Source organism: Vibrio cionasavignyae, from assembly GCF_050337155.1.
In the GTDB taxonomy this organism is placed as follows: Bacteria; Pseudomonadota; Gammaproteobacteria; order Enterobacterales; family Vibrionaceae; genus Vibrio; species Vibrio nomapromontoriensis.
Window position 1 is genome coordinate 58,448 of sequence record NZ_JAKJSR010000026.1, and the last position, 25,203, is coordinate 83,650.

General features: G+C 44.2%; 21 protein-coding genes. 15 read left to right on the top strand and 6 right to left on the bottom strand.

What is annotated here, in order from left to right; all coding sequences use genetic code 11:
- Positions 1–110 precede the first annotated feature (110 nt).
- The gene (locus L4D74_RS20105) at positions 111–2,180 is read right to left on the bottom strand and encodes a sensor histidine kinase (protein WP_428754330.1); all 2,070 of its coding nucleotides are present in this window, start codon (positions 2,178–2,180) and stop codon (positions 111–113) included.
- A gap of 157 nt (positions 2,181–2,337) precedes the next feature.
- Here L4D74_RS20105 and L4D74_RS20110 point away from each other — a divergent pair, with 157 nt between their 5' ends.
- The 4 genes from L4D74_RS20110 to lhgO all read left to right on the top strand — a co-directional run bounded on the left by L4D74_RS20110 (position 2,338) and on the right by lhgO (position 8,818).
- Complete coding sequence (locus L4D74_RS20110; RefSeq protein WP_428754272.1) at positions 2,338–3,687, top strand: sigma-54-dependent transcriptional regulator; 1,350 nt, start codon at positions 2,338–2,340, stop codon at positions 3,685–3,687.
- A gap of 494 nt (positions 3,688–4,181) precedes the next feature.
- Complete coding sequence (locus L4D74_RS20115; protein WP_428754274.1) at positions 4,182–5,195, top strand: TAXI family TRAP transporter solute-binding subunit; 1,014 nt, start codon at positions 4,182–4,184, stop codon at positions 5,193–5,195.
- Positions 5,196–5,396: 201 nt separating this feature from the next.
- Positions 5,397–7,583 (top strand): TRAP transporter permease, encoded by a 2,187-nt coding sequence (locus L4D74_RS20120; protein WP_428754275.1) that lies wholly within the window; start codon positions 5,397–5,399, stop codon positions 7,581–7,583.
- A gap of 8 nt (positions 7,584–7,591) precedes the next feature.
- Positions 7,592–8,818 (top strand): L-2-hydroxyglutarate oxidase, encoded by a 1,227-nt coding sequence (gene lhgO, locus L4D74_RS20125; protein WP_428754277.1) that lies wholly within the window; start codon positions 7,592–7,594, stop codon positions 8,816–8,818.
- 201 nt (positions 8,819–9,019) lie between these two features.
- On the opposite strand, the gene L4D74_RS20130 is transcribed toward lhgO, so the two are convergent.
- Complete coding sequence (locus L4D74_RS20130) at positions 9,020–9,637, bottom strand: DUF6198 family protein (protein ID WP_428754278.1); 618 nt, start codon at positions 9,635–9,637, stop codon at positions 9,020–9,022.
- A 332-nt stretch (positions 9,638–9,969) separates the two neighbouring features.
- Between L4D74_RS20130 and L4D74_RS20135 the strand changes: the two genes are divergently transcribed.
- The gene (locus tag L4D74_RS20135) at positions 9,970–10,569 is read left to right on the top strand and encodes an acyl carrier protein phosphodiesterase (protein ID WP_428754279.1); all 600 of its coding nucleotides are present in this window, start codon (positions 9,970–9,972) and stop codon (positions 10,567–10,569) included.
- 299 nt (positions 10,570–10,868) lie between these two features.
- Positions 10,869–11,957, top strand: coding sequence for a ketoacyl-ACP synthase III (locus L4D74_RS20140; RefSeq protein ID WP_428754281.1), 1,089 nt, complete (start codon positions 10,869–10,871; stop codon positions 11,955–11,957).
- A 90-nt stretch (positions 11,958–12,047) separates the two neighbouring features.
- Here the strand turns inward: L4D74_RS20140 and L4D74_RS20145 are convergent, their stop codons facing one another.
- Positions 12,048–13,751, bottom strand: a complete 1,704-nt coding sequence (locus L4D74_RS20145; protein ID WP_428754282.1) for an FAD-dependent oxidoreductase — start codon at positions 13,749–13,751, stop codon at positions 12,048–12,050.
- A 221-nt stretch (positions 13,752–13,972) separates the two neighbouring features.
- Between L4D74_RS20145 and L4D74_RS20150 the strand changes: the two genes are divergently transcribed.
- The 3 genes from L4D74_RS20150 to L4D74_RS20160 all read left to right on the top strand — a co-directional run bounded on the left by L4D74_RS20150 (position 13,973) and on the right by L4D74_RS20160 (position 15,189).
- Positions 13,973–14,251 (top strand): ArsR/SmtB family transcription factor, encoded by a 279-nt coding sequence (locus tag L4D74_RS20150; protein ID WP_428754283.1) that lies wholly within the window; start codon positions 13,973–13,975, stop codon positions 14,249–14,251.
- An 86-nt stretch (positions 14,252–14,337) separates the two neighbouring features.
- Positions 14,338–14,754, top strand: a complete 417-nt coding sequence (locus L4D74_RS20155; protein WP_428754284.1) for a YeeE/YedE family protein — start codon at positions 14,338–14,340, stop codon at positions 14,752–14,754.
- A 6-nt stretch (positions 14,755–14,760) separates the two neighbouring features.
- Positions 14,761–15,189 (top strand): DUF6691 family protein, encoded by a 429-nt coding sequence (locus L4D74_RS20160; protein WP_428754286.1) that lies wholly within the window; start codon positions 14,761–14,763, stop codon positions 15,187–15,189.
- A 177-nt stretch (positions 15,190–15,366) separates the two neighbouring features.
- Here the strand turns inward: L4D74_RS20160 and L4D74_RS20165 are convergent, their stop codons facing one another.
- Complete coding sequence (locus L4D74_RS20165) at positions 15,367–16,269, bottom strand: endonuclease/exonuclease/phosphatase family protein (protein ID WP_428754332.1); 903 nt, start codon at positions 16,267–16,269, stop codon at positions 15,367–15,369.
- Between the two features lie 282 nt (positions 16,270–16,551).
- Between L4D74_RS20165 and nrdD the strand changes: the two genes are divergently transcribed.
- The 4 genes from nrdD to L4D74_RS20185 all read left to right on the top strand — a co-directional run bounded on the left by nrdD (position 16,552) and on the right by L4D74_RS20185 (position 21,493).
- Complete coding sequence (gene nrdD / locus L4D74_RS20170; RefSeq protein WP_428754287.1) at positions 16,552–18,672, top strand: anaerobic ribonucleoside-triphosphate reductase; 2,121 nt, start codon at positions 16,552–16,554, stop codon at positions 18,670–18,672.
- 203 nt (positions 18,673–18,875) lie between these two features.
- Entirely contained in the window at positions 18,876–19,346 is a 471-nt protein-coding gene (gene nrdG / locus L4D74_RS20175; RefSeq protein ID WP_428754289.1) for an anaerobic ribonucleoside-triphosphate reductase-activating protein, read from the top strand.
- A gap of 130 nt (positions 19,347–19,476) precedes the next feature.
- Positions 19,477–20,658: an amino acid aminotransferase gene (locus L4D74_RS20180; RefSeq protein ID WP_428754290.1), complete on the top strand. Its 1,182-nt coding sequence runs from the start codon at positions 19,477–19,479 to the stop codon at positions 20,656–20,658.
- Between the two features lie 130 nt (positions 20,659–20,788).
- Positions 20,789–21,493: an ATP-dependent zinc protease family protein gene (locus L4D74_RS20185; protein WP_428754292.1), complete on the top strand. Its 705-nt coding sequence runs from the start codon at positions 20,789–20,791 to the stop codon at positions 21,491–21,493.
- 125 nt (positions 21,494–21,618) lie between these two features.
- On the opposite strand, the gene L4D74_RS20190 is transcribed toward L4D74_RS20185, so the two are convergent.
- A complete protein-coding gene (locus tag L4D74_RS20190) occupies positions 21,619–22,155 on the bottom strand; it encodes a hypothetical protein (RefSeq protein WP_265674407.1) in 537 nt (178 codons plus the stop codon).
- A 109-nt stretch (positions 22,156–22,264) separates the two neighbouring features.
- The gene (locus L4D74_RS20195) at positions 22,265–22,636 is read right to left on the bottom strand and encodes a YgiW/YdeI family stress tolerance OB fold protein (RefSeq protein WP_428754293.1); all 372 of its coding nucleotides are present in this window, start codon (positions 22,634–22,636) and stop codon (positions 22,265–22,267) included.
- 231 nt (positions 22,637–22,867) lie between these two features.
- Here L4D74_RS20195 and L4D74_RS20200 point away from each other — a divergent pair, with 231 nt between their 5' ends.
- A complete protein-coding gene (locus L4D74_RS20200; protein ID WP_428754295.1) occupies positions 22,868–24,340 on the top strand; it encodes a cobyric acid synthase in 1,473 nt (490 codons plus the stop codon).
- Positions 24,337–25,098: a molybdate ABC transporter substrate-binding protein gene (modA, locus tag L4D74_RS20205; RefSeq protein ID WP_428754296.1), complete on the top strand. Its 762-nt coding sequence runs from the start codon at positions 24,337–24,339 to the stop codon at positions 25,096–25,098. The genes L4D74_RS20200 and modA overlap by 4 nt, the downstream gene beginning before the upstream one ends.
- Positions 25,099–25,203 lie beyond the last annotated feature (105 nt).

Sequence of the window (25,203 nt, forward strand, 5' to 3'; positions counted from 1 at the left end):
GCACATCATTCTTGTACTCTACGCCTCAAAGTTTGCTGCTGTTCACATTATGAGCGCGTAGGGCGTAGAAACGATATTAATCTGGTGATGTAAGCGTCGAAATGCCAGCGTTAAACATTGGCTTCCGGCAGCATTAGGGTAAAAGTCATGCCGTGTTGCGCATTATTGTCTGCGCTGATAGAACCGTTCATATCTCGCATGTTGTTAGCGGTAATTGATAGTCCCAACCCAAGTCCGTCGCCTATCTTTTTACTGGTGTGAAACGGTTCAAATATTGCGTCTATTGAAGAAGGGTTTACGCCGCAGCCATTGTCTATGATTCGTATTTCTATCATGGTATTCACCTTACTAATAGCGATGGTGAGTATTGGTTGCTTAGTATCGCTGAGCGCATCGATGGCATTGGATATAAGGTTGCCTAATACCTGTCTAAGACGTTGCTCTTCGCCTAGGATGGTTGGCAGCACTTCTGGCGCTCGAACCCGCACGTCAATAGTGGCCAGTTTTGACTGATAAATCCGCAATGTCTCTTCGAGTGCTTCAGATAACGAAACTGGGTTGAGTAACTCGGGTTTGCTATAGGCAAAGCTTTTTAGCTGGCGAGTCATATTTGCCATGCGATCAATGAGCGTTTGAATTAACGTGTGGTTAGCACGCATCATTTCGTACTCATTGCGTTCCATTAAAAGCTCGTTGGTAGTGAGCAATGTGCGAAGCCCAGTGAGAGGTTGGTTTAACTCATGAGTAATTGCACTGGACATTCGCCCTAATGCCGCCATTTTACTTGCTTGAACGAGTTCGTGTTGCGCTTGTTCTAAAGCCTGAGTGCGTTCTTCAACACGTTTCTCAAGCGCTTGGTTCGCTTGCTGTAGGGCCTGTTCAGCAGTTTTTCGTTTGCTGATATCAATGACGGTGGCAAGGAAAAAAGGCTGACCATGCCAAGGAAATAGAGTTAAAGAAAAAAGGACCGGAAAAAGAGTGCCATCACTTCGCTTTGCCATGGTATCTACTGCGCTCAATTCGGTATGCTCTTTGTGAATCGCTAGATTCTTTAGCAGTTTGAGCGTGGTGGAGTTGGGGTTACCCGCGTCAAACAACTCCCATGCATGTATCGCTTTGCTATGTCTATCTGGAAGACAGAATTGGCGTTTTGCCATAGGGTTAACATCGAATAGAAGTCCGTGATCATCTATTACCATTAAACCGACATGTGTCTTATTGATCATCTGAGTAAGGCGTTGTTGTGACTCCTCCAAAATGGATTGGATCTGCTGTTTACTTTGCTGCTTTTGATGACGTTGAAAGAAGATGATAATCAGCAAAGTGACGAATAGTAGTACGGTGATTGTGCTCCAGCCAACAACATTAATCGTCTGTTGCATTGGTTTCAACGGGGTCAGGTAACTGATTTTCCAATTTAAGTCGTCAAGCTTAACTGTGTGGGCAAGGTAACTATCTGCGGAAATGGTTTGTGAGTTGGTGAGTTGCCACGTTTTAATGCGCGTGTTGTCATACAGCAACTCGGCATTTTGCACAATGTGATGGGAAGAGTCGTTTAGCCAATCTGCACCGTATTGAGTACTACTGGATAAAAAGAACTGATCCTGCTGGTTCTGAAACGTAATGACGTCGCTACTGGTAATGATTTGTTCGGTTAACAGACTGAGATCAATTTGCACGACAGCAATGCCAGCAATGTCTAAGCCAATAAAGATTGGGGCGGTCAAATAATAAAATGGAGTCGAACCTTTGGTTTTACTCACCAACGATACACGTTCGCCTTGAGAGTGAATTTGTTGCGCGATGGCTTGTCTATCAGAGAGGCTGAATCGTTCTCCCGCAACACTAGATGCAAGTGCTTCACCTGTGGCAGACAGAATCAGCCAACCTTTCGTATTTGCAGCTTTATCAAGTTGGAAGAGTTCGTCTTCAACACTTTGCTTTAGTGCTAAATCACCAGCCACCAATGCGATGGTTCTAGGGTTATTGGTGACTAGGTAAGGAAGGTGATAAAAACGCTTTAATGTCCGTCTTACTTCGCCGATATAGTCGAGCAAGCGCTCTTGGACGAGTATTTGGGTTTGATTACTAAGCCATTGCCGTGAGACTTCTCGGCTAGTGCTATAGAAAAGCCCAATCAACATGACGACAACGACAGTAATTATCCACTTATATCTCATCATGAATCCCGCAATAGACTGATTTTCTTTTATTAAAAGACTGCGCTGTTTCTTATTGATGTAAAAGAGTTGTGATCAAAAAGTGCGACTTAGCTCCTTTTATCCTATTGCAAATTTACCTAACGTAGATATGGAGTATTCATTTGGGTGATAGGTTATGGTTTTCGTAGATGCGGCACGAGTAGCACTAATTGAAGATGACGACATTGTTCGACAAGCGACGAGCCAGTGGTTACAACTTGCAGGTTTTGAAGTGGAGGCATTTAGCACAGGGTTAGCCGGTAAGTCTGCGATTCTTAATGGCGACTACGATGCGATAGTCAGTGACGTGCGACTACCCGATATAGACGGTTTAACACTACTCGCCGACCTAACGGCAAACAATATTCAAACCCCAATGATCTTAATTACCGGCCACGGCGATGTCGACATGGCGGTAAGTGCCTTGCAACAAGGTGTGTTTGATTTTATTGAGAAGCCCTTTCAACCAGAAAGATTGTCGCAACGTGTTAACGAGGCAGTGCTCTTGTATCGAGCGCAAGCGTCGGCTCAGCATCGGCAAGAATATTTGGCTAGCGTTAATGGACTTGAGCAAGTGTTAATTGGGCAAAGTGCGGTAATGGTGCAATTGAGGGCTCAGGTGGTTAAGTTGGCTCGCATTGATACTCATGTCATTATTTATGGTGAAACGGGATGCGGTAAGGAGCTGGTGGCCATCAGTTTACATAATGAAAGTCCGCGCAGTAAACGTCAATTTGTGCCAATTAATTGTGGGGCGGTACCCGAGAATCTATTTGAAAGTGAGTTGTTCGGTCACGAAGCTGGCGCCTTCACGGGGGCGAGTAAAAGGCGAATTGGTAAGCTCGAATATGCTGATAAAGGGACGCTGTTTTTCGATGAAATCGAGAGTATGCCACTTGCCATGCAGGTTAAAGTTCTACGTTGCTTACAGGAAAATACCGTAGAGCGGCTGGGAGGAAATCAGACGATCAACACGGATCTTCGAGTGATTGCCGCAGCCAAAGAGGATTTGAGTGACAACGGCGAATTTCGACAAGACTTATATTATCGCCTCAATGTTGCTCAAATTCACATTCCCCCCTTGCGAGAGCGAGAAGAAGATGCCTTGATCTTGTTTGAACACTTTATTAGTCACACTCGTGAAGATGCACGAACACTAAGCGACGCTGATCGACAGGCGATATTGAGTTATTCGTGGCCCGGTAATGTCCGTGAGCTAAGGAACGCCGCAATGCGTTTTGCTCTTGACGATAGCGTGTCAGTCATGGAAATTCTGACGATGCGCCCTAGCTCTACGACAGAAATGACTCAAAGTGGTGTACCACTAGCGATTCAATTACATAACTTCGAAAGAAAGGTGTTGAGTGATGCTTTGTCTCGCCATCATGGTTGTATTACCGATGTCATGCTTGAGTTAGATATACCAAGGCGAACGCTTAATCAAAAAATGCAAAAGCTGGGTCTGAATCGAGGGGATTATACCTAACGCAACTAAGCTACAGAGCAACTAAGCAACTAAGCAACTAAGCAATAAGCATCGGAGTAACGAAGCAACGAGATTTGTGTCGATGAAGTTGGCTAATTGATTGTTTTTATTCTTGAGTAGAAAGTAGAAAGTAGAAAGTAGAAAGTAGAAAGTAGAGAGCTGGGCTAGTTGCAAACTCATTTCGTGAAGTGATCTAGAGAGGCGAGTCTATGACGCAATGTTATCGGCAAAAAGTTGCTTAGTGGGATTACGTCTAAAACATCCGTCAAGTCACAATTTTTTAACATGTCGACGTTGTCGCGCGACTTTCTCGGTGTTTGGGTAAGCAAAAATTTGCTCATGTGTCGTGGCACATTTGAGCAATAATTTGCTCATTTTATCATTGTTATTTAGTAATATTGTTACTTATCAATCAGTTAAACTTTGGCATCACGCTTGCTATAGAAGATTGATTGATAACAAGTGTGTAACGCCAAATAACATGGAGTGTAACAATGAACAAAAATAGAGTAGCTAAAGCGTTAGTCATCGCCCTGACTTCTTTTGGATTGGTCACGAATGCCGCTATCGCACAAGAGCGAAGCTATATTTTGTCAACGGCGTCTACGGGGGGAACGTATTACCCCGTAGGTGTGGCGCTGGCCACGTTGAGCAAGGTCAAGCTAGCACCCAAATACCATTTTTCGCTATCGGCGATTAGTTCTGCGGGATCAGGCGAAAACGTCAAACTTTTGAATGAAAATGAAGCTCAGTTTGCCATATTGCAAGGTCTATACGGCGCGTGGGCGTGGTCTGGTGAAGGCCCATATGCAAAGAGTGGTCGTCAAGAGCAGTTACGCTCAGTGTCTATGCTGTGGCAAAACGTCGAGCATTTTATCGTTCGTACTGAGCTAGCGGAAACCGGTACCGTGTCTGACTTGAATAATCTGGTTGATAAGAAGTTCTCTATTGGTAAAAAGAATTCTGGGACTGAAAACTCGGGTCGCCAAATTATGAAAGGGTTAAAGGTGGATCCTGACTCATTTAATCTTGCGTTTATGGGCTACGGCGGTAGCGCGAGTGCTCTACAAAATGGCACGATCGATGGCATGAACACACCAGCAGGGGTGCCAGTCGGTGCGGTCACTCAAGCATTTGCTGCGCTTGGTAGTGACATTTCTATTTTGTCCTTTACCGATGAACAAATTAAAGAGGCGAATGGTGGTTTCAACCTTTGGACTAAATATGACATTCCAGCCAATACCTATCCCGGTTTAGACAAGCCAATTACGACGATTGCTCAGCCTAACTTTTTGGCAGTAAGAGATGATATTTCTGATGATGATGTCTACGAACTGACGAAAGCCATTTATGAAAACTTGGCGTTTTTGCAAGGCATTCATAAAGCCACAAAAGCCATGGCGCTTGAAAAAGCGATAGCTGGTTTGCCTGTCCCACTTCACCCAGGTGCTGCTCGTTACTATAAAGAGGTGGGTTTAGAGATCCCATCTCACCTGATTGCTAAATAGCAAGTAAGCAAGTTAACAGCGTACAAAATGCGCTGTTAGTTGGATGGAGTTACCACTGGCTACAGACATTCTGTCAGTGGTGCTGCTTCTTACTAGCTAATGGCGCGACAATGCCTTCGCGTTCGTTGAAGGCATTCCTTAAATACGTGACCTTAGATTCGTGAATAGTTAGGAACAGAAGCCGATAGGCTGGAGTATGTCATGAGCGATACCGTTCAAAAGGAATTGCAAAAATTTGAGCTGCCGACTCGCAGTGATTTTCCATGGGTAACCACCACGATCACGGTGTTTGGTGTCGTGCTGTCTTTGCTTCATATTTGGTTTAATACGCTATCAACGTTACCGGAGCTTTGGATTTCTGCCACGCACTTCGCTGGGTTCGCTGTGATATGCAGCCTTTGGTATCCTGCTCATGTATCACTGAAGTCCAGTAAAGCAGCGCTTGTGGTTGATGTCTTTATCGCGCTGGCTGCCATTGCCTGTTTGTTGTATATCCCTTATGCCGAAGATGCACTCTACGAGCGTGGCGTTAAATTTGTCACCAGCGATTGGGTATTCGCCATTCTAGCGATTGTTATCGTAATTGAACTGATACGTCGAACGATGGGATGGTTTATTCCAATTCTCATTGTCGTTTGTCTAAGTTACGTTGTGCTGTGGGGGCAATGGGCAAGCGGTATTTTTCATTTCCCCGGCTTGAGTATGGAAACCTTGTTATATCGGAGTTTCTATTCGTCTGAAGGAATGTTTGGCGCAATCTCGCGTATTAGCTGGACGTTCGTATTCATGTTTATTTTATTTGGAGCGTTTTTAGTTCGTTCTGGTGTGGGTGACTACATTATTAACGTCGCTCGAGCGGCAGCCGGAAAAATTATTGGCGGACCGGGATTTATAGCAGTGATTGGTTCAGGGCTAATGGGCTCGGTTTCAGGATCAAGTGTCGCTAATACGGTTTCGACAGGGGTAATTAGTATCCCGTTAATGCAAAAAGCGGGGTTTCCTTCTCGATTTGCGGCTGGAGTAGAGGCCGCTGCATCGACTGGCGGACAATTGATGCCACCAGTCATGGGGGCGGGTGCGTTTATTATGGCGTCTTATACTCAAATACCTTACGTGGATATTATCGCCGTCTCTTTTGTTCCTGCGTTGATCTACTTTTTATCCGTTGCGTTCTTTGTGCGGATAGAAGCCAAACGTAGCGGCGTTCAAAAAATTACCACGAGTGAAGTGCCTTTATGGAAAGTCTTGATATCAGGCTGGCACAATTTGATTCCACTCGCCGTTCTGGTGACATTGCTGGTGCAAGGCTTTACACCAACCTATGCTGCGGGCATCTCAATTCTTTCCGTAGTCGTAGCGTCGTGGTTTTCTAAAGATCATAAAATGGGACCGAAAGCGATCATTGAAGCGCTGTCACAAGGGGCTAAGAATATGGCGACTACGGCGATATTGCTTGTGGGTATTGGGCTGGTAATTAATGTGATCAGTACCACTGGCATCGGCAATACGTTTTCTTTGATGATAGACGGTTGGGCAAGTGGTAATTTGTTGATCATGCTGGTGTTGATTGCGCTAGCGTCTTTAGTGCTTGGTATGGGGCTTCCAGTGACGGCTGCGTATATTGTGCTTGGCACCTTGTCTGCGCCGGCATTGTACAAACTCATTGCAGAAAATCAATTGTTTGAACTGATGGTGTCGGGACAACTGCCCGAACAAGCGAAGGCCATATTTATGTTGGCGGCACCAGAGCGTTTACATTTACTCAATGCCCCAATGCCCATAGAAACGGCGAAAGAGCTAGTAGCGTTAGTTCCCGCAGACTTTGTGGAGACCTTATTAGAGCAAAGTATTGGAATGGAAGCGGTTGGGCTAGCGTTGCTCGCAGCGCATTTGATCATATTTTGGCTTTCTCAAGATAGTAATGTAACACCGCCAGTGTGCTTAACGGCTTTTGCTGCTGCAACAATCGCGAAAACGCCACCTATGCGAACGGGTTTAACTGCTTGGAAAATTGCCAAAGGCTTATACCTTGTTCCCTTACTTATCGCGTACACAGGTTTGGTTAGCTGGGATGTGATGTCGGTAGTGAGTGTTGGGTTCTTTGCGATCATTGGTACTTACGCGTTAATTGGTGCGATTGAAGGATACCTAGAAGGCCCGTTAACGGTACTGTTGAGAGTCGTACTTGTGGTGGTAGGTGTTTGCTTAGTTTGGCATGATCTTCCTATACTCGTTCGTGTGATTGCATGCGGTGTATTTGCATTGGTTTTTATACACAGCAATCGCGTATTTAAAGCGGAGAAAATTAAAGGTCAAAGTAATAAATCTGAAGACACGAAAGCTAAAAACAGTAAAGCACAACAAACGAAATCGGTATCAGCATCTTAAGGGGTAACATGGACACGGAATATGACTATGTGATAGTGGGAGGTGGCATTGTTGGTGTGTCGACCGCTTGGCAATTGCAGCTGCGATACCCTGAGAGTAAGATCTTATTGTTAGAAAAAGAGACGGGTGTTGCTCAGCATCAAACGGGTCATAACAGTGGTGTTATTCATGCAGGCGTATACTACCAACCGGGCAGTATGAAAGCCGATTTTTGTAAGCGCGGTGTAGAACGAACGTTGGCATTTTGTCGTGCTCACGAGATACCAGTAGAAAATTGCGGTAAGTTATTGGTCGCGACGAACGCCGTCGAGCAACAACGTATGATGGCGTTATATGAACGATGTCAGGTGAATGGCATAGAGGTAACCTTGTTAGACCAAGCGCAACTCAAGTTAGCAGAGCCCAATATTACTGGGTTAGGCGCTATCTATGTTGCAACGACTAGCATTGTTGACTATCGGTTGGTGACGCAGCAGTTGGCTGTGGAATTTGAGGCGAACGGCGGCATCATTCAACTCGAAACCAAGGTGACTGAGCTTGTGGAATGCGATAACCAAATAATCATTGGTTGCATTAAAAAGGATAAGGCTCTGACGATGACTAGCCAGTTTTTGATCACCTGCAGTGGCTTGATGGCAGATAGAATGACGCAGTTGCTTGGAATCAAAACGGATTTCCAAATTATCCCTTATCGTGGTGAATACTATCGCTTAGATAGCCGTCATAATAGGGTGGTAAATCATCTTATTTACCCTATTCCAGATCCAGATTTACCCTTTTTAGGAGTACATTTAACACGAATGATTGATGGCTCGGTCACGGTAGGGCCCAATGCCGTACAAGGTTGGAAGCGAGAAGGCTACGGCTCTGTGAACCTTAGTGTGCAAGACACTTGGCAAATGCTGACATTTTCCGGTTTCTGGAAAGTGACAAGAAAGCACATCAGAACAGGACTCACTGAATTCAAGAATTCCTGGTGGAAAGCAGGGTACTTGAAAGCGGTGAATAAATATTGTCCGAGCATTACGGTCGATGATCTTAAACCTTATCCAGCGGGTATTCGTGCGCAAGCGGTCTTATCTGACGGTACGCTTGTTCATGACTTTTTGTTTGCAGAAAGTGCGAGAAGTTTGCATGTCTGTAATGCACCTTCCCCGGCAGCAACATCCGCTATTCCAATCGGGGAGTATATCTGTGACAAGGTCACAAATAAGCGTAAAAATAGCGAGCTTTAAGACAAGATTGTCATTCTGTCCGACATAAGCCATAAATAATGAAGTGACATGTGAGCGGCTTGAGGTTTGGTGACCACAAGCCCTTTACAGTACCTATATCCTCGCCGTATCTATATTCTTGTCGGTACCTATCCTCATACAGTAACCATTCCTTCATGGCCGCTATTGGTATGAATTTTATCAGTTCGAGTGTTATTTGTGTTAAGTCTGAGGCTTAGCCGCAACCGCAGCTTGATAGCGGCCAGGCTTGTGGTTCATGGCAAGAATAAGGTTTGTGGTAATCGCTCCCAAGATAGACAGTGCAATTAATGACAAGTCAACGATGAAGAAAGACAGAATCACGATGGAGCAATCGAGCGCCATTTGAACTTTACCCGCACGAATGCCAAAGCGATCTTGTAGAAATAGTGCAAGAATATTGAATCCACCTAAGCTCATTTTGTGTCTGAAGATGACGAGCATGCCGATACCAATTAAACCACCACCAATAATCGCGGCGTACAGAGGCTCAATATGACTGATTTGAATAACATGATGTAGATGGTCAACTGCAAATGAAACGATACTAACAGCGATAAAAGTGTTAATGGTAAATGGCCAGCCCATTCGAGTTGCGGAGAGTAGGTAAAAAGGTAGGTTTAGCGCGAAAAATACCTGTCCAAACGTAAATGCTGATACTTTAGTAATGAAAATAGCCAGACCCGCAGTCCCACCAGTGAGTAATCCGACTTGGTTGAAAAAAATGACACCAAGTGAAACCAATGCACTACCAAGCAATAACGCTAGTAGGTTTTCTCTTAAGCTATGATCCTTATCCATGTTAATGCATTCCTTTGTTAATTTGAGCTTATGTTAGCTTTGTGTACGTCGGTTTGACTGCAATAAGTAGCCGGTATATAGCGTGTCCAACATGTTCCGATGGGTGGTTTCCTTGCCATTAGCACGGATATTATGTTTTCACGAAGATTGGGATAGTAGCCTTGCGTGGTCGATGTCGTCGAGGTTCTGCCGTTAATTAGCATTATGGAAAGTGTTGCGAAACCTTTACAGGTAAGTGATTCGGACAGCAAAGCTCTTAATCTATTACGGTTTACATTGAATAAACGCGCAGTAGTAGCCACACTGTTTTAAAGTTGAATAAAAGGAACGGGATGAATTTTTTAGCGCACCTTCACATTGCCGATCACTGTCATAGTAGTTTACTAGGAAACTTGTTGGGCGATTTCGTTAAAGGCGATCCAGCAAAAATCTATGGCGTTGAGTTAGCTAGTGGAATCCGGTTACATCGCAGCGTGGACTCGTACACCGATAATCATGACATTATTAAACAATGCAAAGCGCTATTTGCACCAGAAAAGCGCCGCTTTGCCCCTATAGCGCTAGATATGTTTTGGGATCATTGTTTAGCGAAACATTGGCAGCATTATCATGTCATGCCGTTATGCGATTTTGTTGATAATGCACATCGCGACGTTACTACACCACAAGAGGTGGATGCCGCGCCATTGCCGGAACGTTTTCTACGCATGAGCGAATTTATGTGGCGTGATAGGTGGTTAGAATCGTATCAAGAACTGGATAATATCCAATACGCCTTGGAAAGGATGTCGCAACGTAGCCTAAGGATGGAACCTCTTGCCGAATGTGGTGTTGACTTAGAGTTGAATTACCAACGCCTCTCGAATTTATTTACGGAACTCTATCCTCAAGTGCTGCTGCATGCGCGATATTTCTCACAAACTAACCCCTAACGTGTTAAGTGAAAGTCATTAGGGCTGCGATATGGTTCGCGATTGTTTATTGGTAAGACCTGTTAATATCCAGGTCTTATAATCAGGCGTGAATAGATTTTTGCTTAATTATTATCCGATTTTGTCATGCGCAAGCTTGCTCAATCTGTTTTAAATATAGGTTTGAATGGGTTGCATTTGTTGGGTGAATGGTTGGTGAACGACACGGTCCACAAGCATTGTTTGCATTTGCATTAACAATCAAAATGTTGTGATATGATGGAAAAATTGCTTAATGATTCAATATAGATAGGTACAGAATGACAGCTTATTATGCCGAAATCACTGGTTGGGGTAAGTGCCTTCCACCAGCAACATTGACTAACCACGACCTAAGTACGGTAATGGAAACTTCTGATGAGTGGATTCGTTCTAGGACTGGGATAGAAACTCGTCGTATTAGCCACGTTAATACCTCTGATATGGCTACGGTTGCAGCGCAACATGCGATGGCATGCGCTGGTATTACGGCAGAAGACGTTGATCTGATTATTGTAGCCACTTGTTCACCAGACTCATTGATTCCAAATACTGCTTCTCGTGTACAACAGAACTTGGGTGTTCCGGCTGCTGCTGCGTTTGATCTAAATGCGGCATGTACGGGTTTTGTTTACGGCTTAGAAACCGCGACTAAGTTGATTCAGTCGGGTAACTACCGTCACGCGATTGTTATCGGCGCTGAGCGTTTGTCTTTCTTCCTTGATTGGAGTGAAAGAGATACCGCTGTATTGTTTGGCGATGGCGCAGGTGCTGCGGTATTAAGCCGTACAGAAAGTAAAGTGGGTCTGCAAGACGCGCAAATAGGCTGTGACGCGAAAGGGCGTGACATTTTAGCTGTGCCGAAGTTTGGTACGTCGATGGATCGTTTCGCGGCGGATAACGGTTACTTTGAGTTTGAATTCATTGGTAAAGAAATCTTTAAGCGTGCAGTAAAAGGTATGGGCGCTGCTGCGAATACCGTATTGTCTCGTTCAAACTTGACCAAAGAAGATATTGATGTGGTGATCCCTCATCAAGCGAACATTCGCATTATTCAAACCTTGTGCGATCTGTCGGGCATTGAACGCGAAAAAGCATTTGTGAACATTCAAAAGTATGGCAACACGTCTGCGGCGACAGTGCCTATTGCGTTGTGTGAAGCGGTAGAGCAAGGGAAAATCAAACCCAATGATGACCTGCTATTAGCAGCATTTGGCGCTGGACTAACTTGGGGTGCAGGACACATTAAATGGGGTGAGCGTGTTACGCCAATTAATAGCAGTGATGCACAGCTGCCAGCGTGTGAACAATCTGCTTTGGAATTGATGGCTACCGCTATCGAGCATTGCCAGAACAAGCCTGCTAAATAATTAACTGAGAACTCAGTACAAAAAAGGAAGCCTCGGCTTCCTTTTTTCTTATCGTTTGGTGTGTTATCTAGTAATAAGAATAATTGATACTTATAGTGAGGCAAATTTATAAGTACGGTAACCACCAATAAGGTTACGAGCTTTAAAGCCACTATTAACCAGCTGACGATAGGCGACGTTACCGCGTAACCCAACTTGGCAGTAAATGATGATCTCTTTGTCTTTCGGTAGCTCATCCATACGTTGACGAAGTTGGTCCACGGGGATATTGATTGCACCATCGATAAAGCCGACATTCTCGAGCTCACTAGGGTTACGAACATCCAACAACACTTGTTCGCTTGTCAGGTTATCTATCTCATCAAAATGAATCGGTGTTGCATCACCTTTAAGTATATTGTTGGCAACAAACGCGGCTTGGTTAATGACATCTTTTGCACTGCCATACGGGGGAGCGTAAGTCAGTTCAAGGTGTTGAAGTTGCTCTACTGTCATGCCTGCGCGCTGCGCGACCGCAAGAACATCGATTCGCTTATCCACACCATCTTTACCAGCGGCTTGAGCTCCAAGAATTTTGCCTGTTTCCGGGCTAAAAAGCAGTTTTAGCGACACAATTTCAGAACCAGGGTAATAACTCGCATGACTGGCCGTATGAACGTACACTTTCTCATAGCGAATACCTTCACGTTTTAGTACTTTTTCATTTTTGCCTACAGATGCAACGGCTAAGTCGAAAATCTTAACGATAGCGGTACCTTGTGTACCCTGATAGCTTTCATTACGTCCAAGCATGTTGTCTGCCGCCATACGTCCTTGACGATTTGCAGGCCCTGCGAGTGGAACAAAGCCTGGCTTACCAGTGACGAAATCTTTGTCTTCTATGGCATCACCAACGGCATAAATAGCAGGATCACTGGTTTGCATTGTGTCAGAAGTGTAAATACCACCAAAGTTACCAAGTTGTAATCCTGCTTCTTTCGCAAGGCTTGCTTCTGGACGAACACCGATAGCCATAATGAGAATGTCGGTAGTCAGTGTCTCGCCACTATTAAGAGTAAGTTCTAGTTCACCCTGAAGATGCTGCTCTTCATTCAATTCACCTGCATTTGCATCAGCCACTTGCTGATTGGGTAAGTAGTTAACGGATTCAAGTGCGACACCTAAGCGTAGGTCGACACCATGTGATTTGATCTCGGAATGAGCAAAGCCTGCCATTTCCTTATCAACCGGTGTCATAACTTGGTCTGCCATTTCAATTAACGTGGTTTTGATACCAAGCTGGTGGAATGCTTCCATCATTTCTAAGCCGATAAAACCGCCACCAACGACCGTGGCATGTTTGGGTTTATTCATCTGAATAGTATGTAGAATTCGGTCCATATCGGGGATGTTACGCAGAGTATGCGTAAGGGGGTTATCAATACCCTTGATAGGTGGAACAAAAGGGGCAGCGCCGGGGCTCAGTAACAGAAAGTCATACGATTCAGTATATTGACTTCCATCGACTAAGTTTTTAACCGACACGGTTTTATCGCTTCGGTTGATTGAAGTGACTTCATTCATGACACGAACATCAACATTAAAGCGAGCTAAAAAGCTTTCAGGAGTTTGTAATAGTAGTTTGCTACGATCCTGAATATCCCCACCGACATGGTATGGTAAGCCACAGTTCGCGAAAGAAACAAAAGGTCCACGTTCGAACATCACGATCTCAGCATCTTCACTTAAACGTCTTGCTCGTGCCGCGGCAGACGCGCCTCCTGCAACACCACCTACGATTAATATCTTAGTCATACAATACCTCTGTTCATTTTATTTAAAGCTAATCGTGCTAAATAGACGATCTTGCCGTCAATTCATTTCAGTTGCGATTACTATAATGCTATAAATTAGCAATGTCTAATTTATTTTAGTCTAAATTCACAGATGCTAATTAAGTGTTGACTAAAATAATGGGTGCGTAGATAATTAACTAAATCATGACACGTGGAGGTAACAACGTGGATTTATTGCATATGAAAGAACGCGTAACGGATGTCGCAGAGGTACTGAAGACGCTATCGCATCCAGACCGTTTGTTTGTGTTGTGCCAGTTAGTGGATGGAGAGCAGGGGGCTGGTCAATTACAAGCGAATTCAGATCTAAGCCAATCTGCGTTTTCACAACATTTAGCGGTGTTAAAGAAGGCGGACTTAGTTTCTTCAAGGAAAGAATCACAGCATGTTTACTACGCACTCAAAGATGAACGTGTCGTGGGGCTTATTAAACAGTTGCACACATTATATTGCCACTAGTTACGCGATATTGAAGCTGTGTTAACTTGCAAAATTTTAGATGAGTTTTGCAACTTAAATCAATTTTATGTTTTAAAGAGGTCGTTATGGAGTTCACTTTCCCGTGGGCATCGCTGCTCGGTGGTATGTTACTTGGGCTATCCGCCACATTGTTACTATTTTTCAACGGCAAGATTGCTGGTATAAGTGGCGTTGTTGGCCGGATTTATCAAGCTAAATTAGGCGATACGAGCTGGCGTCTTTTGTTTGTATTAGGCATGGTCGTTGGGGGCACTCTATCGGCAAAACTGATGAATGTCGCTCCTGTTGAGATGGTTGTCTCTGCGCCACTAGTCTTGGTTGCTGGCTTGCTCGTCGGTTTGGGAACCAAGTTGGGTAATGGCTGCACCAGCGGGCATGGTATTTGTGGGATGGGCCGTCTATCGAAGCGTTCGATTGCTGCTACGATGGCATTCATGGCGGTTGCAATGGCAACAACTAGCGTTTTGTTACACGTACTATAGGAGGCAATGATGCAACGTATTATCTCACTCATTAGTGGTTTTCTGTTTGGTATTGGCATGATTGTTTCTGGTATGAGTGATCCCAAAAATGTCATCGCTTTTCTTGACATATTTGGTCACTGGTCCCCTGATCTCGCCTTTGTTATGGGAGGCGCATTGCTGGTGTTCGCACCAAGCTATTGGCTGATTATTCGTAAGAAAGAGCAGCCAGTGTGTACTGATCAGTTCTGCGTTTCAGATGATAAGAAGATCGATGCTCAATTATTAAGTGGCGCTGCTTTGTTCGGTGTAGGCTGGGGTATTGCGGGCATTTGTCCTGGACCTGCTATCTCGTCAATCGCCAATGGCAGCATGGGTATTGTTGGCTTTGTGGTTATGATGCTCGTCGGAATGTTTATTGGCGATGTTTTGTTGTCTAAACGCAATAATAATTAGGCATTTGGCGAAAGTAAGACGGTGTGGCTCGCTCTGATGTGGGGCTGATAAAGGCTTGGTTTAATCACCAAGCCTTTTTATTTGTTAAACAACCCATTGATGTTAGTAGGTTCTGCCCGCCCATAAGTTATTGCAACTGTGGGTACGAAAGGCTCGCCATAGATACCGGTGTGGCGGCTAATACAGCGTCACGCTAATAGGGCAATGGTCGCTCATGTTAAAAGACAACACGTCTTTGGTCTGCATTGTATTCTGAATAGCCGGGGAGGTACGCAGCGATGGACTCACTATGATATGGTCGATCAGTGAACGGAACTGATGGGTGCGATTGGGGTTTTTATTAGATTGTACCTTACAGCTTGCTTTAGTGGATTGGCTCGTTAATCTTGGGCTGTAAGTGAGACCATTGATCATCTGGGCCCACAACCAATCTCCGCGATACGCTAGGTTATGGTTGAAATCGCCGAGCAAAATATAGTGTTGTCCTTGCTGCTCAACTTGTTTAAGCCAATTATTGATGGCTTTGCCCTGACGTTGGAGTTGTTTGCATGACGATGTTGAGGAGTATTTCCCGCTGCACCCCGCCTTAAGATGTACAGAAAGCAGCTGAATTTTTTCACCTTTATAGGTTAACGTCACTGCAGAAGCAAATCGCAGTCGATTTCCTTGAGTAAGAGGAAAGTCAGGGAGGTCTTTGACTTGTAACGTGTCGCGAATAGCAAAGCCAGTATATTGGTTTATCTCATTAAACTGGTGTTTATGGTTATGGGAAAGCGCTCGGTCAGAAAAGTAAATGGTGTACTCGTTTCCCACTACTTTTTGAATAGCGGCGATGGAGTCTACCTCTTGGAATGCCAGAATGTCGGGTGACACTTGTTTTAAATGGCGTGAGAGTGCTTGAAAATCGGCATCAGTTCGTTTGCTCTGTTCGAACCGGTTGGAAGGGGTAAGAGATAGCCACTCTATATTCCAACTCGTAACCGTTAATGCGTGCGTAATTGTAGGAAAAATACTTATAGCCACGACGCAAGTAAATTTCGTCACTTCATAACAGATCGTTCTAAACATCGTCCTTGCCATTTCTAAATAATCGTCCAGCCAATGTGCCGTAAGCGATGCCAAAAGATCAACATAAAGTTGGCAAAATTTGATGAAAATTCGCTGCAATTTATTAACTGGGATCAAGCTCATCAGATTGAATCCTTCTTGTTCACTACCTCATTTTACTTGATCTAAATCAATACTTTTAGTTTGCACTTCTCGTTAAATACACCACAATATATTGTGTCAGAATCAATCGTAACACCCCCATATAGTGTATTTGTGGATAAGTCTGTGAATATTGAGGGGATAGGAGAAAGGGTGAAAACAATCGTAATCAAAAGAGACGGCTCTCGTGCTCCGTTTACAAAGGATCGTATAGAAGCTGCCGTAGTAAGAGCAGCAGAACATGCAGATAAAGCGCTTGAACTCTATGCGGCTAATGTCGCGATAGCAGTAGAGCTTAAACTGCAGGATTGCGAAAATGTAGACATCCAAGAGATCCAGACTCTTGTCGAGAACGAATTGATGCAAGGTCCATATAAAGGACTGGCTCGTTCGTATATCGAATATCGTCATGACCGTGATTTGGCGCGCGAGAAAAAAAGTGCGTTGACCAAAGAGATTGAAGGTCTGATTGAAGAAAGCAATGCCGACTTATTAAACGAAAATGCGAACAAAGACGGCAAGGTTATTCCAACTCAACGTGACTTGTTAGCGGGTATCGTCGCGAAGCACTACGCGAAAACACGTATTTTGCCACGTGACATTGTACAAGCGCATGATGAAGGTGATATTCATTATCACGATCTCGATTATGCACCGTTTTTCCCGATGTTTAACTGTATGCTGATTGATCTGAAAGGCATGCTGACTCATGGGTTTAAAATGGGTAACGCTGAGATCGATACCCCTAAATCGATTTCTACTGCGACTGCGGTTACGGCTCAAATCATTGCGCAAGTGGCAAGCCATATTTATGGCGGAACCACTATTAACCGTATCGATGAAGTGCTTGCTCCGTATGTAAAGACCAGTTATGACAAGCACCTTGAGATTGCTAAAGAATGGGATATTCATGCACCTGAAGAGTTTGCGATCAAGCAAACTGAAAAAGAGTGTTACGACGCTTTTCAATCTCTAGAATATGAAGTGAACACGTTACATACCGCAAATGGTCAAACTCCTTTTGTTACGTTTGGTTTTGGTCTTGGCACAAGCTGGGAATCAAAATTGATCCAACAGTCTATTTTGAAGAATCGTATTGCCGGCCTGGGTAAGAATCGCAAAACGGCGGTTTTCCCTAAATTGGTGTTTGCTATTAAAGATGGTTTGAATCATCAAGCGCAAGATCCACACTATGATGTTAAACAGCTAGCATTGGAATGCGCGTCAAAACGTATGTACCCAGACATTCTTAACTACGATAAAGTTGTAGAAGTCACGGGGTCATTTAAAACTCCGATGGGCTGCCGTAGTTTCTTAAATACTTATGAAGAAAACGGTGAATTACAGCATGAAGGCCGCAACAACTTAGGTGTTGTTAGCCTCAACTTGCCACGAATTGCAATCAAAGCAAATGGTAGTCTCGATAAGTTCTATGAGCTACTTAATGACCGCATGACATTAGCACGTCGCGCGTTAGAAACACGTATTAGTCGTCTTGAAAAAGTAAAAGCTCGTGTGGCACCTATCCTTTATATGGAAGGGGCATGTGGTGTTCGCTTGAAAGCGGATGATTCCATTGCGCCGATTTTTAAAAATGGTAGGGCATCTATTTCACTAGGCTATATCGGTATTCATGAAACGATGACAGCGTTGTTTGGTACTGAAGTGCATATGTTTGATGACAACGACATCCGTGATAAAGCGCTTGATATCATTAAACACATGAAAGAAACCGTGAAATCGTGGGCAGAAGAAACAGGCTACGCATTTAGTCTTTACGGTACGCCGAGTGAAAACCTATGTAGCCGATTCTGTCAGATTGATACCAAAGAATTTGGTGTGATTGATGGGGTAACTGACAAAGGTTACTACACCAACAGTTTCCACTTGGATGTACAAAAGACGGTTAACCCATACGATAAGATTGACTTTGAAATGCCGTATCCTGAAATATCGTCAGGTGGCTTTATTTGTTACGGCGAGTTCCCGAACATGCAGCGCAACATCGAAGCGTTAGAAAACGTTTGGGATTACAGCTATAGTCGAGTGCCTTACTACGGTACAAACACGCCAATTGATGAGTGTTACGAATGTGGCTATACCGGTGAGTTTGATTGTGCGAGTAAAGGCTTTACTTGTCCTAAGTGTGGTAACCACGATTCATCTAAGGTATCCGTCACACGCCGTGTTTGCGGTTATTTAGGTAGCCCGGATGCTCGCCCTTTCAACTTCGGCAAACAAGAAGAAGTGAAACGACGCGTAAAACACTTGTAGTAAAACCAGCTAGTAGCGTTGAGCGCAGTGCCTGTCGTGATACTGCGTCTAACCTAACGAGAGGGTAATGACTTCTTGTTAAAGGTTAACTTGAGTCTAGCAAAAGCAGAATAAGAGCCGTCTTCGCATAGTGTTATGTGCAGACGGCTCATTTATTCGGTCGTCATTGAATCGCCAAGTAAAATTGTAGAGACTTAATCATTATGAACTACCACCAGTATCACCCGATTGACGTTGTAAATGGACCCGGTACAAGGTGTACGCTTTTTGTGTCTGGTTGTGAGCACCAATGCAGAGGGTGTTACAATCAATCTACGTGGTCGTTGCGCTCTGGACATGCTTTTACACAAGCACTTGAAGATCAAATTATTGCTGATTTGAATGATACGAGAATTAAGAAGCGTGGGCTGTCTTTATCTGGAGGGGATCCGCTGCATCCAGCTAATGTTGAAGCGGTACTTAAATTGGTTAAGCGAGTCAAATCCGAGTGCGTTGGTAAAGATATTTGGTTATGGTCAGGTTACACCTTAGCGAACTTGTCTGCCAAGCAGCGTGAGGTTATAGATCTTGTTGATGTGCTGGTGGATGGCAAGTTTGAGCAGCCACTATTTGACCCAGAACTTGAGTGGCGCGGTAGCTCCAACCAAATTATTCATCGCTTTACTGAAATTTAAGCCATCGTTTTGCTGATTGTGGTGTAATTCTCCTCAGCTCGCATGGTCGAGCGCATAAAAGTATTTCATTCATTTGAATCTAGTGATAACGTGAAAGCCATTGCTTGAATTTCAAAGGGTTGTGACTTTCATGTTTTCTCATTTATCCGAGCCTACGCTCGATCCTATTCTTTCTCTCTCTGTCGCTTATCGAAACGATCCTCGTGAGGATAAAGTTGATCTTGGTATCGGTGTCTACCGTAATAGCGAAGGCCAAACGCCAATTATGAAGGCTGTTTCCGAGGCGCAACGAATTGTGACCACTGAGCAGCAAACCAAAGCTTATGTCGGCTTAGCAGGTTGTGAAGAGTTCAATCAAAGTATTGCTAAAGTCGTGTTTGGCGAGACGCCTATTTATGACCGAATGTCTATCATTCAAACGCCGGGTGCAAGTGGCGGGTTGAGAATGTTAGGGGATCTGCTTAATGTTGCGGCGCCGGGTACGACAGTATGGTTATCGAATCCAAGTTACGTGAACCATAAACCGGTGATGGAAGCGGCCGGACTCAATGTTAAGTTCTACCGCTACTTCAACACCGAAACCAAGCAGGTAGACACGGATGCGATGTTGACAGACATCAGTTCTGCTGGTGTGGGTGATGTGGTACTTCTGCATGGTTGCTGCCATAACCCTACCGGAGCCGACATTTCGTTAGAGGATTGGAAACAGATTACCGATCTGAGCGTACGCAATGGATTTGTTCCTTTTGTTGATGTTGCGTACCAAGGCTTTGGTGACGGCCTGGAGGCAGACGCATTTGGTCTGCGTCACATGGCAGAAAATGTCGAAGAAATGCTGTTAACTACGTCTTGTTCCAAGAACTTTGGTCTGTACCGTGAGAGAACTGGGGCGGCGGTTGTAATTGGCAAAAATGCTAAGGAAGCGGCGAACGCCCGTGGAAAACTGCTGACCTTGGCCCGCTCTACCTATACGATGCCACCAGATCATGGTGCCGCACTCGTCAAAACGATTTTGGCAGATGAGCATTTAACGAGTCAGTGGCAAACAGAACTGTCAGAAATGCAGCAAAGATTGGTTTCGTTACGCGATGGTCTATGTAAAGAATTAAAAAACAATCATTCATCTGACCAATTTGACTTTATCATGGCTCACAAAGGCATGTTTACTGTGCTAGGATTTACAGCAGAGCAAATGCAGCGCCTACGAACTGATTTTGGTATTTATGGTGTAGATGACGGTCGAATTAATATTGCCGGTTTGTCAGAAACGCAGTTACCTTATGTCGCTAATGCTCTTATGTCTGTGAGCTAACCGTAATTTTAGCGCGTGAACGATAGCGCGCAGTTTAAGTAAATCGTCGTTCATTCGTTGATACCACTGAATGGTAGTTAGCAAAATGGCGACGGTAACCCTATAAAAAAAGTAATAAAAAGGTGAATGAATGAAAGCGTGGAAAGTGATTTTACCACTGATGTTGAGTGGCGGCTTAGTGGCATGTTCTACAACAAGCCAAACTGAATCAGTGACTCCACCACAAGTAGAAGAGCCTAAAACGGACTCATCTGCAACGCAATCTCCAGCCGACTCTGAAACGACGAAAGCTGATCCAGTTAAGCCTGAGCCTGAGGCCGAAAAGCCTGCGATTGTTGAAAAAGAAACCAAACCCGCAGAAAAGCCTACTAAACCAGCGGTGAAACCTTCGCCTGTGAAAAATGGTGAAGGGAAATTGATTCTAGGTGAGCAGGAATATGTTCGTCTTGTTGACATGAAAGTAACCACAAAGGCAAGGGTAGATACTGGTGCGACGACTTCATCATTGAGCGCGGTGGATATTGTCCCATTTGAACGCGATGGAAAAGACTGGGTGAAATTCAAGGTTAAGCACAAAGGTGTTGAGTCGAAAGAAATGAGCTTGCCAGTAGAGCGTTGGGTGAAAGTTAAGCAGTCTGGTTCAGAAGAGAGTGATAAACGACCAGTTGTTCTTTCAGCAATTACTATTGGTGATATGACAAGCAAGACCGAGTTTACATTAGCGGACCGTACGCACCTTAAATACCCAGTGCTATTAGGCAGAAGTTTCTTTAGAGATGTAGCCTTGGTGGATGTTGGTAGAAAATACGTACAACCGAAACCAAAATCTAAGTAAACCGAGATCTAAGCAGAAATCGAACTTGGTAAACACAATAAAAAGGCTTTCATTATGAAAGCCTTTTTGCTGTTTGAGTATTATTTGAACTAAATTTCGAACGCTATATCGATTATGTTTGATCGTTAGAACTCAAATCTGACTGACATTTGTACTTGTGGTCCGTAAATACCACCATCTTTAATGTCAGCACCTAGAGCAAGTTGATCCGTTGAGTGGAAACGAGCACCCGCACTCCAAATAAATACCGTGTCATCACGGCGATTTAACATACCAATTTGACCAACGCCTTCGATATTCTCGAGAAGCCATACACGCGAGCCAATATTAAACTCTGACATAAATTCACTATCAAATTTTTCATCGTCGCGCGTTTTTACATTGTGAACGAGAAGTTGGCCATATATGTCGGCAAATTGGCCAGCAGGCCCATTAAAACCAATACCACCAGCGACATCCCAGTCGCCTTCAAAGCGAGAGTCTCCACGTACTATAATGTGAGTGTTTTCGGTAAAGAAAGTACTAAACTCTGCTCCTACTGTACCTGGGTTTGCACCTAAGCGAACTTGAAACGCGTTGTAATTAAAATTGTTAGCTTGAACTAACGATGGGGCGGTGACTGCTAACGCTAAAAGGGCAGTACGACTTGCTTTACCTAGCATGAGAACTCCGTAATGAATGTCGACATAAGGTCAAAATGATCAATTCGTCAAGTATATATAAAAAAGGTCTGCAAAATACAGACCAATTTATCTTATGTCGAGACATTCGTTACATTATTTGAATATGGTCCACCTCAATTTCCGGTGTAGAGCCGCCCTCATACTCACCAAAAATGCGGACTTTGGTTTTATTATCAATCGGTGTGGTTAGAACTACGTCATCTAATTCAACTTGTATTTCGGCATTACCGTCACTAAATATAAACTTGTCGCCTTTAATTTGGCGGACGAGGTAACCATCAACGATGACGTTTTGTTCGCTAAACATGCTGTTATCCGCCAGCAATTGACTGACCGATGTAGTATCAACGGGACCGTTATACACGACGGCTGGGACTGTTTTATGCCCACCGTCTTTAGCGAATACAAGAGCAGGGCCGAAAGTGAGGGCCGTAATGATGGCATAAGTTATTTTTTTCATGGTGAATATCCTATTCTGTAGGGCTGGTTGTTATGCGAGTTCGTGGTCTATTAAAGCGCACCATCGCTTAACGGTGTCTGAGCCATGCATTCATTTTCAATTCACGCTGGCTTTTATTTATGCCTTGTTGTTTTGTTGAGTAATACTGTCATTTTGACTATGACAGTATTTGGGATATCTAAGTAAAAAAGGTAAACTAACCAAAGGCTTTGAAAGGATAATTAGGAACGTATGCGTCGGACTTCACAAGCTCTGATGGTGCAAGGCACCACATCAGATGCCGGGAAAAGTGTATTGGTGGCAGGTTTGTGCCGGGTATTAGCAAGAAGAGCGGTGAAAGTTGCCCCCTTTAAATCGCAAAATATGGCACTGAACAGTGGTGTTACTCAAGATGGTGGTGAAATTGGACGTGCACAAGTCGTACAGGCGCAAGCGGCTAAGGTTTTACCAACAGTAGATATGAATCCAGTGTTGATTAAACCTAACTCTGATACGGGCGCACAGATCATCATACAAGGTAAAGCGTTTACCAATATGGATGCGGTTGATTTTCACGGCTATAAAAAAATTGCCATGCCCTATGTTATGGACTCGTTTAACAAACTTTCTCAACAGTTTGACACCATTATCATCGAGGGGGCCGGCAGCCCAGCGGAGATTAACTTAAGAGAAAACGATATTGCGAATATGGGCTTTGCGGAGAAAGCTGACGTCCCAGTGATTATCGTAGCAGATATAGATAGAGGTGGCGTATTTGCCCATTTATACGGCACATTAGCACTGCTATCTGAATCTGAGCAGCGCCGGGTCATCGGTTTTGTGATCAACCGTTTTCGAGGTGACATCTCTCTTTTAGAGCCAGGATTGGATTGGTTAGAAGAAAAAACGGGTAAACCGGTTTTGGGTGTTATTCCCTATCTACATGGGTTAAACATCGAAGCTGAAGATGCCATTGTCGGCGAGCAAATTAGAAATGATCAAACCAAGCTGAGTGTGGTGGTTCCGGTATTAACTCGTATAAGTAATCATACCGATTTCGATGCATTACGACTCCATCCTGACATTGACTTTAGGTATGTCGGTAAAGGTGAGTCGCTAGGCAGTGCTGACTTAATCATTCTGCCGGGTTCCAAATCTGTGCGAGATGACCTTGCGTATCTACGAGAGCAGGGGTGGGATAAGGAAATCTACCGTCATTTGCGTTATGGTGGAAAAGTGATGGGAGTTTGTGGCGGTTATCAAATGCTCGGTAAAACTATTTCAGACCCATTGGGGATTGAAGGCGCTGCTGGTACAACTCAAGGGTTAGGGCTGCTGCAATTAGACACGGTATTAGCAGAGCACAAGCAATTGAAAAACGTTGCTGGCGAGATTCAGCTGTTAGATAAATGTTTACCTATCCAAGGCTATGAAATTCATGCAGGTGTCTCACAAGTTGGTGAGAAACAACCTATCATCAGTAGTGACGGCGTCACTGATGGGGCGATAAACGAAGATTCAACAGTCATCGGGACTTATTGGCACGGTCTCTTTGATTCTGCTGATATGGTAGAACTCATAGCTGAATGGGTTAATGGTTCACAACTGCAATCATTCTCAATCGCTGACGAAAAAGAACAAGCGATTGATTTAATTGCCGATGCGATAGAATCGCATATGAATCTTGAAGCTTTATGGCCAGATATTCAGTTGGACTTACAATGAAACGACTACTGATACTAATTGTGGTGACGTTGTCACCGACTGTGTTCGCTGCAAAGCTCACAGTTTATGCCGCCTCTTCGATGACCAATGCGGTTAACGCCTTAGCCCAGGGCTATACCCAACAAAGTGGTGTCGATGTCACGACGGTTTTTGGTGGTTCGTCCTCTTTAGCTAGGCAAGTGTCTCAAGGAGCGCCTGCCGATGTGTTTATTTCCGCTAATGAGCGATGGGTTGGCTATCTAATTGAGCAAGGTATCACCTCGGCTGAGGCAACATCAGTGATTGCGAGCAATCAACTTGTCGTCGTCTCAAGAACTAAATCAAAGCCAAATGTCAATTTTGAAGTATCAGATGGACAGTCGTGGCAACAAGCTTTGAATGGGGGCCGCTTAGGAATAGGCATTCCTGCTTCAGTACCAGCGGGAATTTATGCCAAACAGTCTCTAGTGTCAGTTGGTGCTTGGGAGCAAGTTAAACACCAACTGGCGCCGTTGAGTAATGTAAGGCAAGTGCTAGCAATGGTAGAGCGTGGCGAAACGCCACTTGGTATTGTGTATAAAACGGATGCTTTGCTTAGCCCGGAAATTGAAGTGTTAGCCACATTTGATAGCAATACTCACGAGGCCATTGTCTATCCTTTAGTACAACTGAGCCAATCTGAACCTTCACAACAATTTGTAGAGTACGTATTGTCGACTGAAGGGCAACAGCTACTGCAGACTTATGGTTTTGAGGCGGCGGATACTGAGGATAAGTAATGATGATCGCCAAAGCGCTCGAGTTTACGCAGGTACTAAAGCGAACAGTGGCACTTATATTACTAAACTAAGTACAATATTTAGACCAATAGGGTAATTGAAATG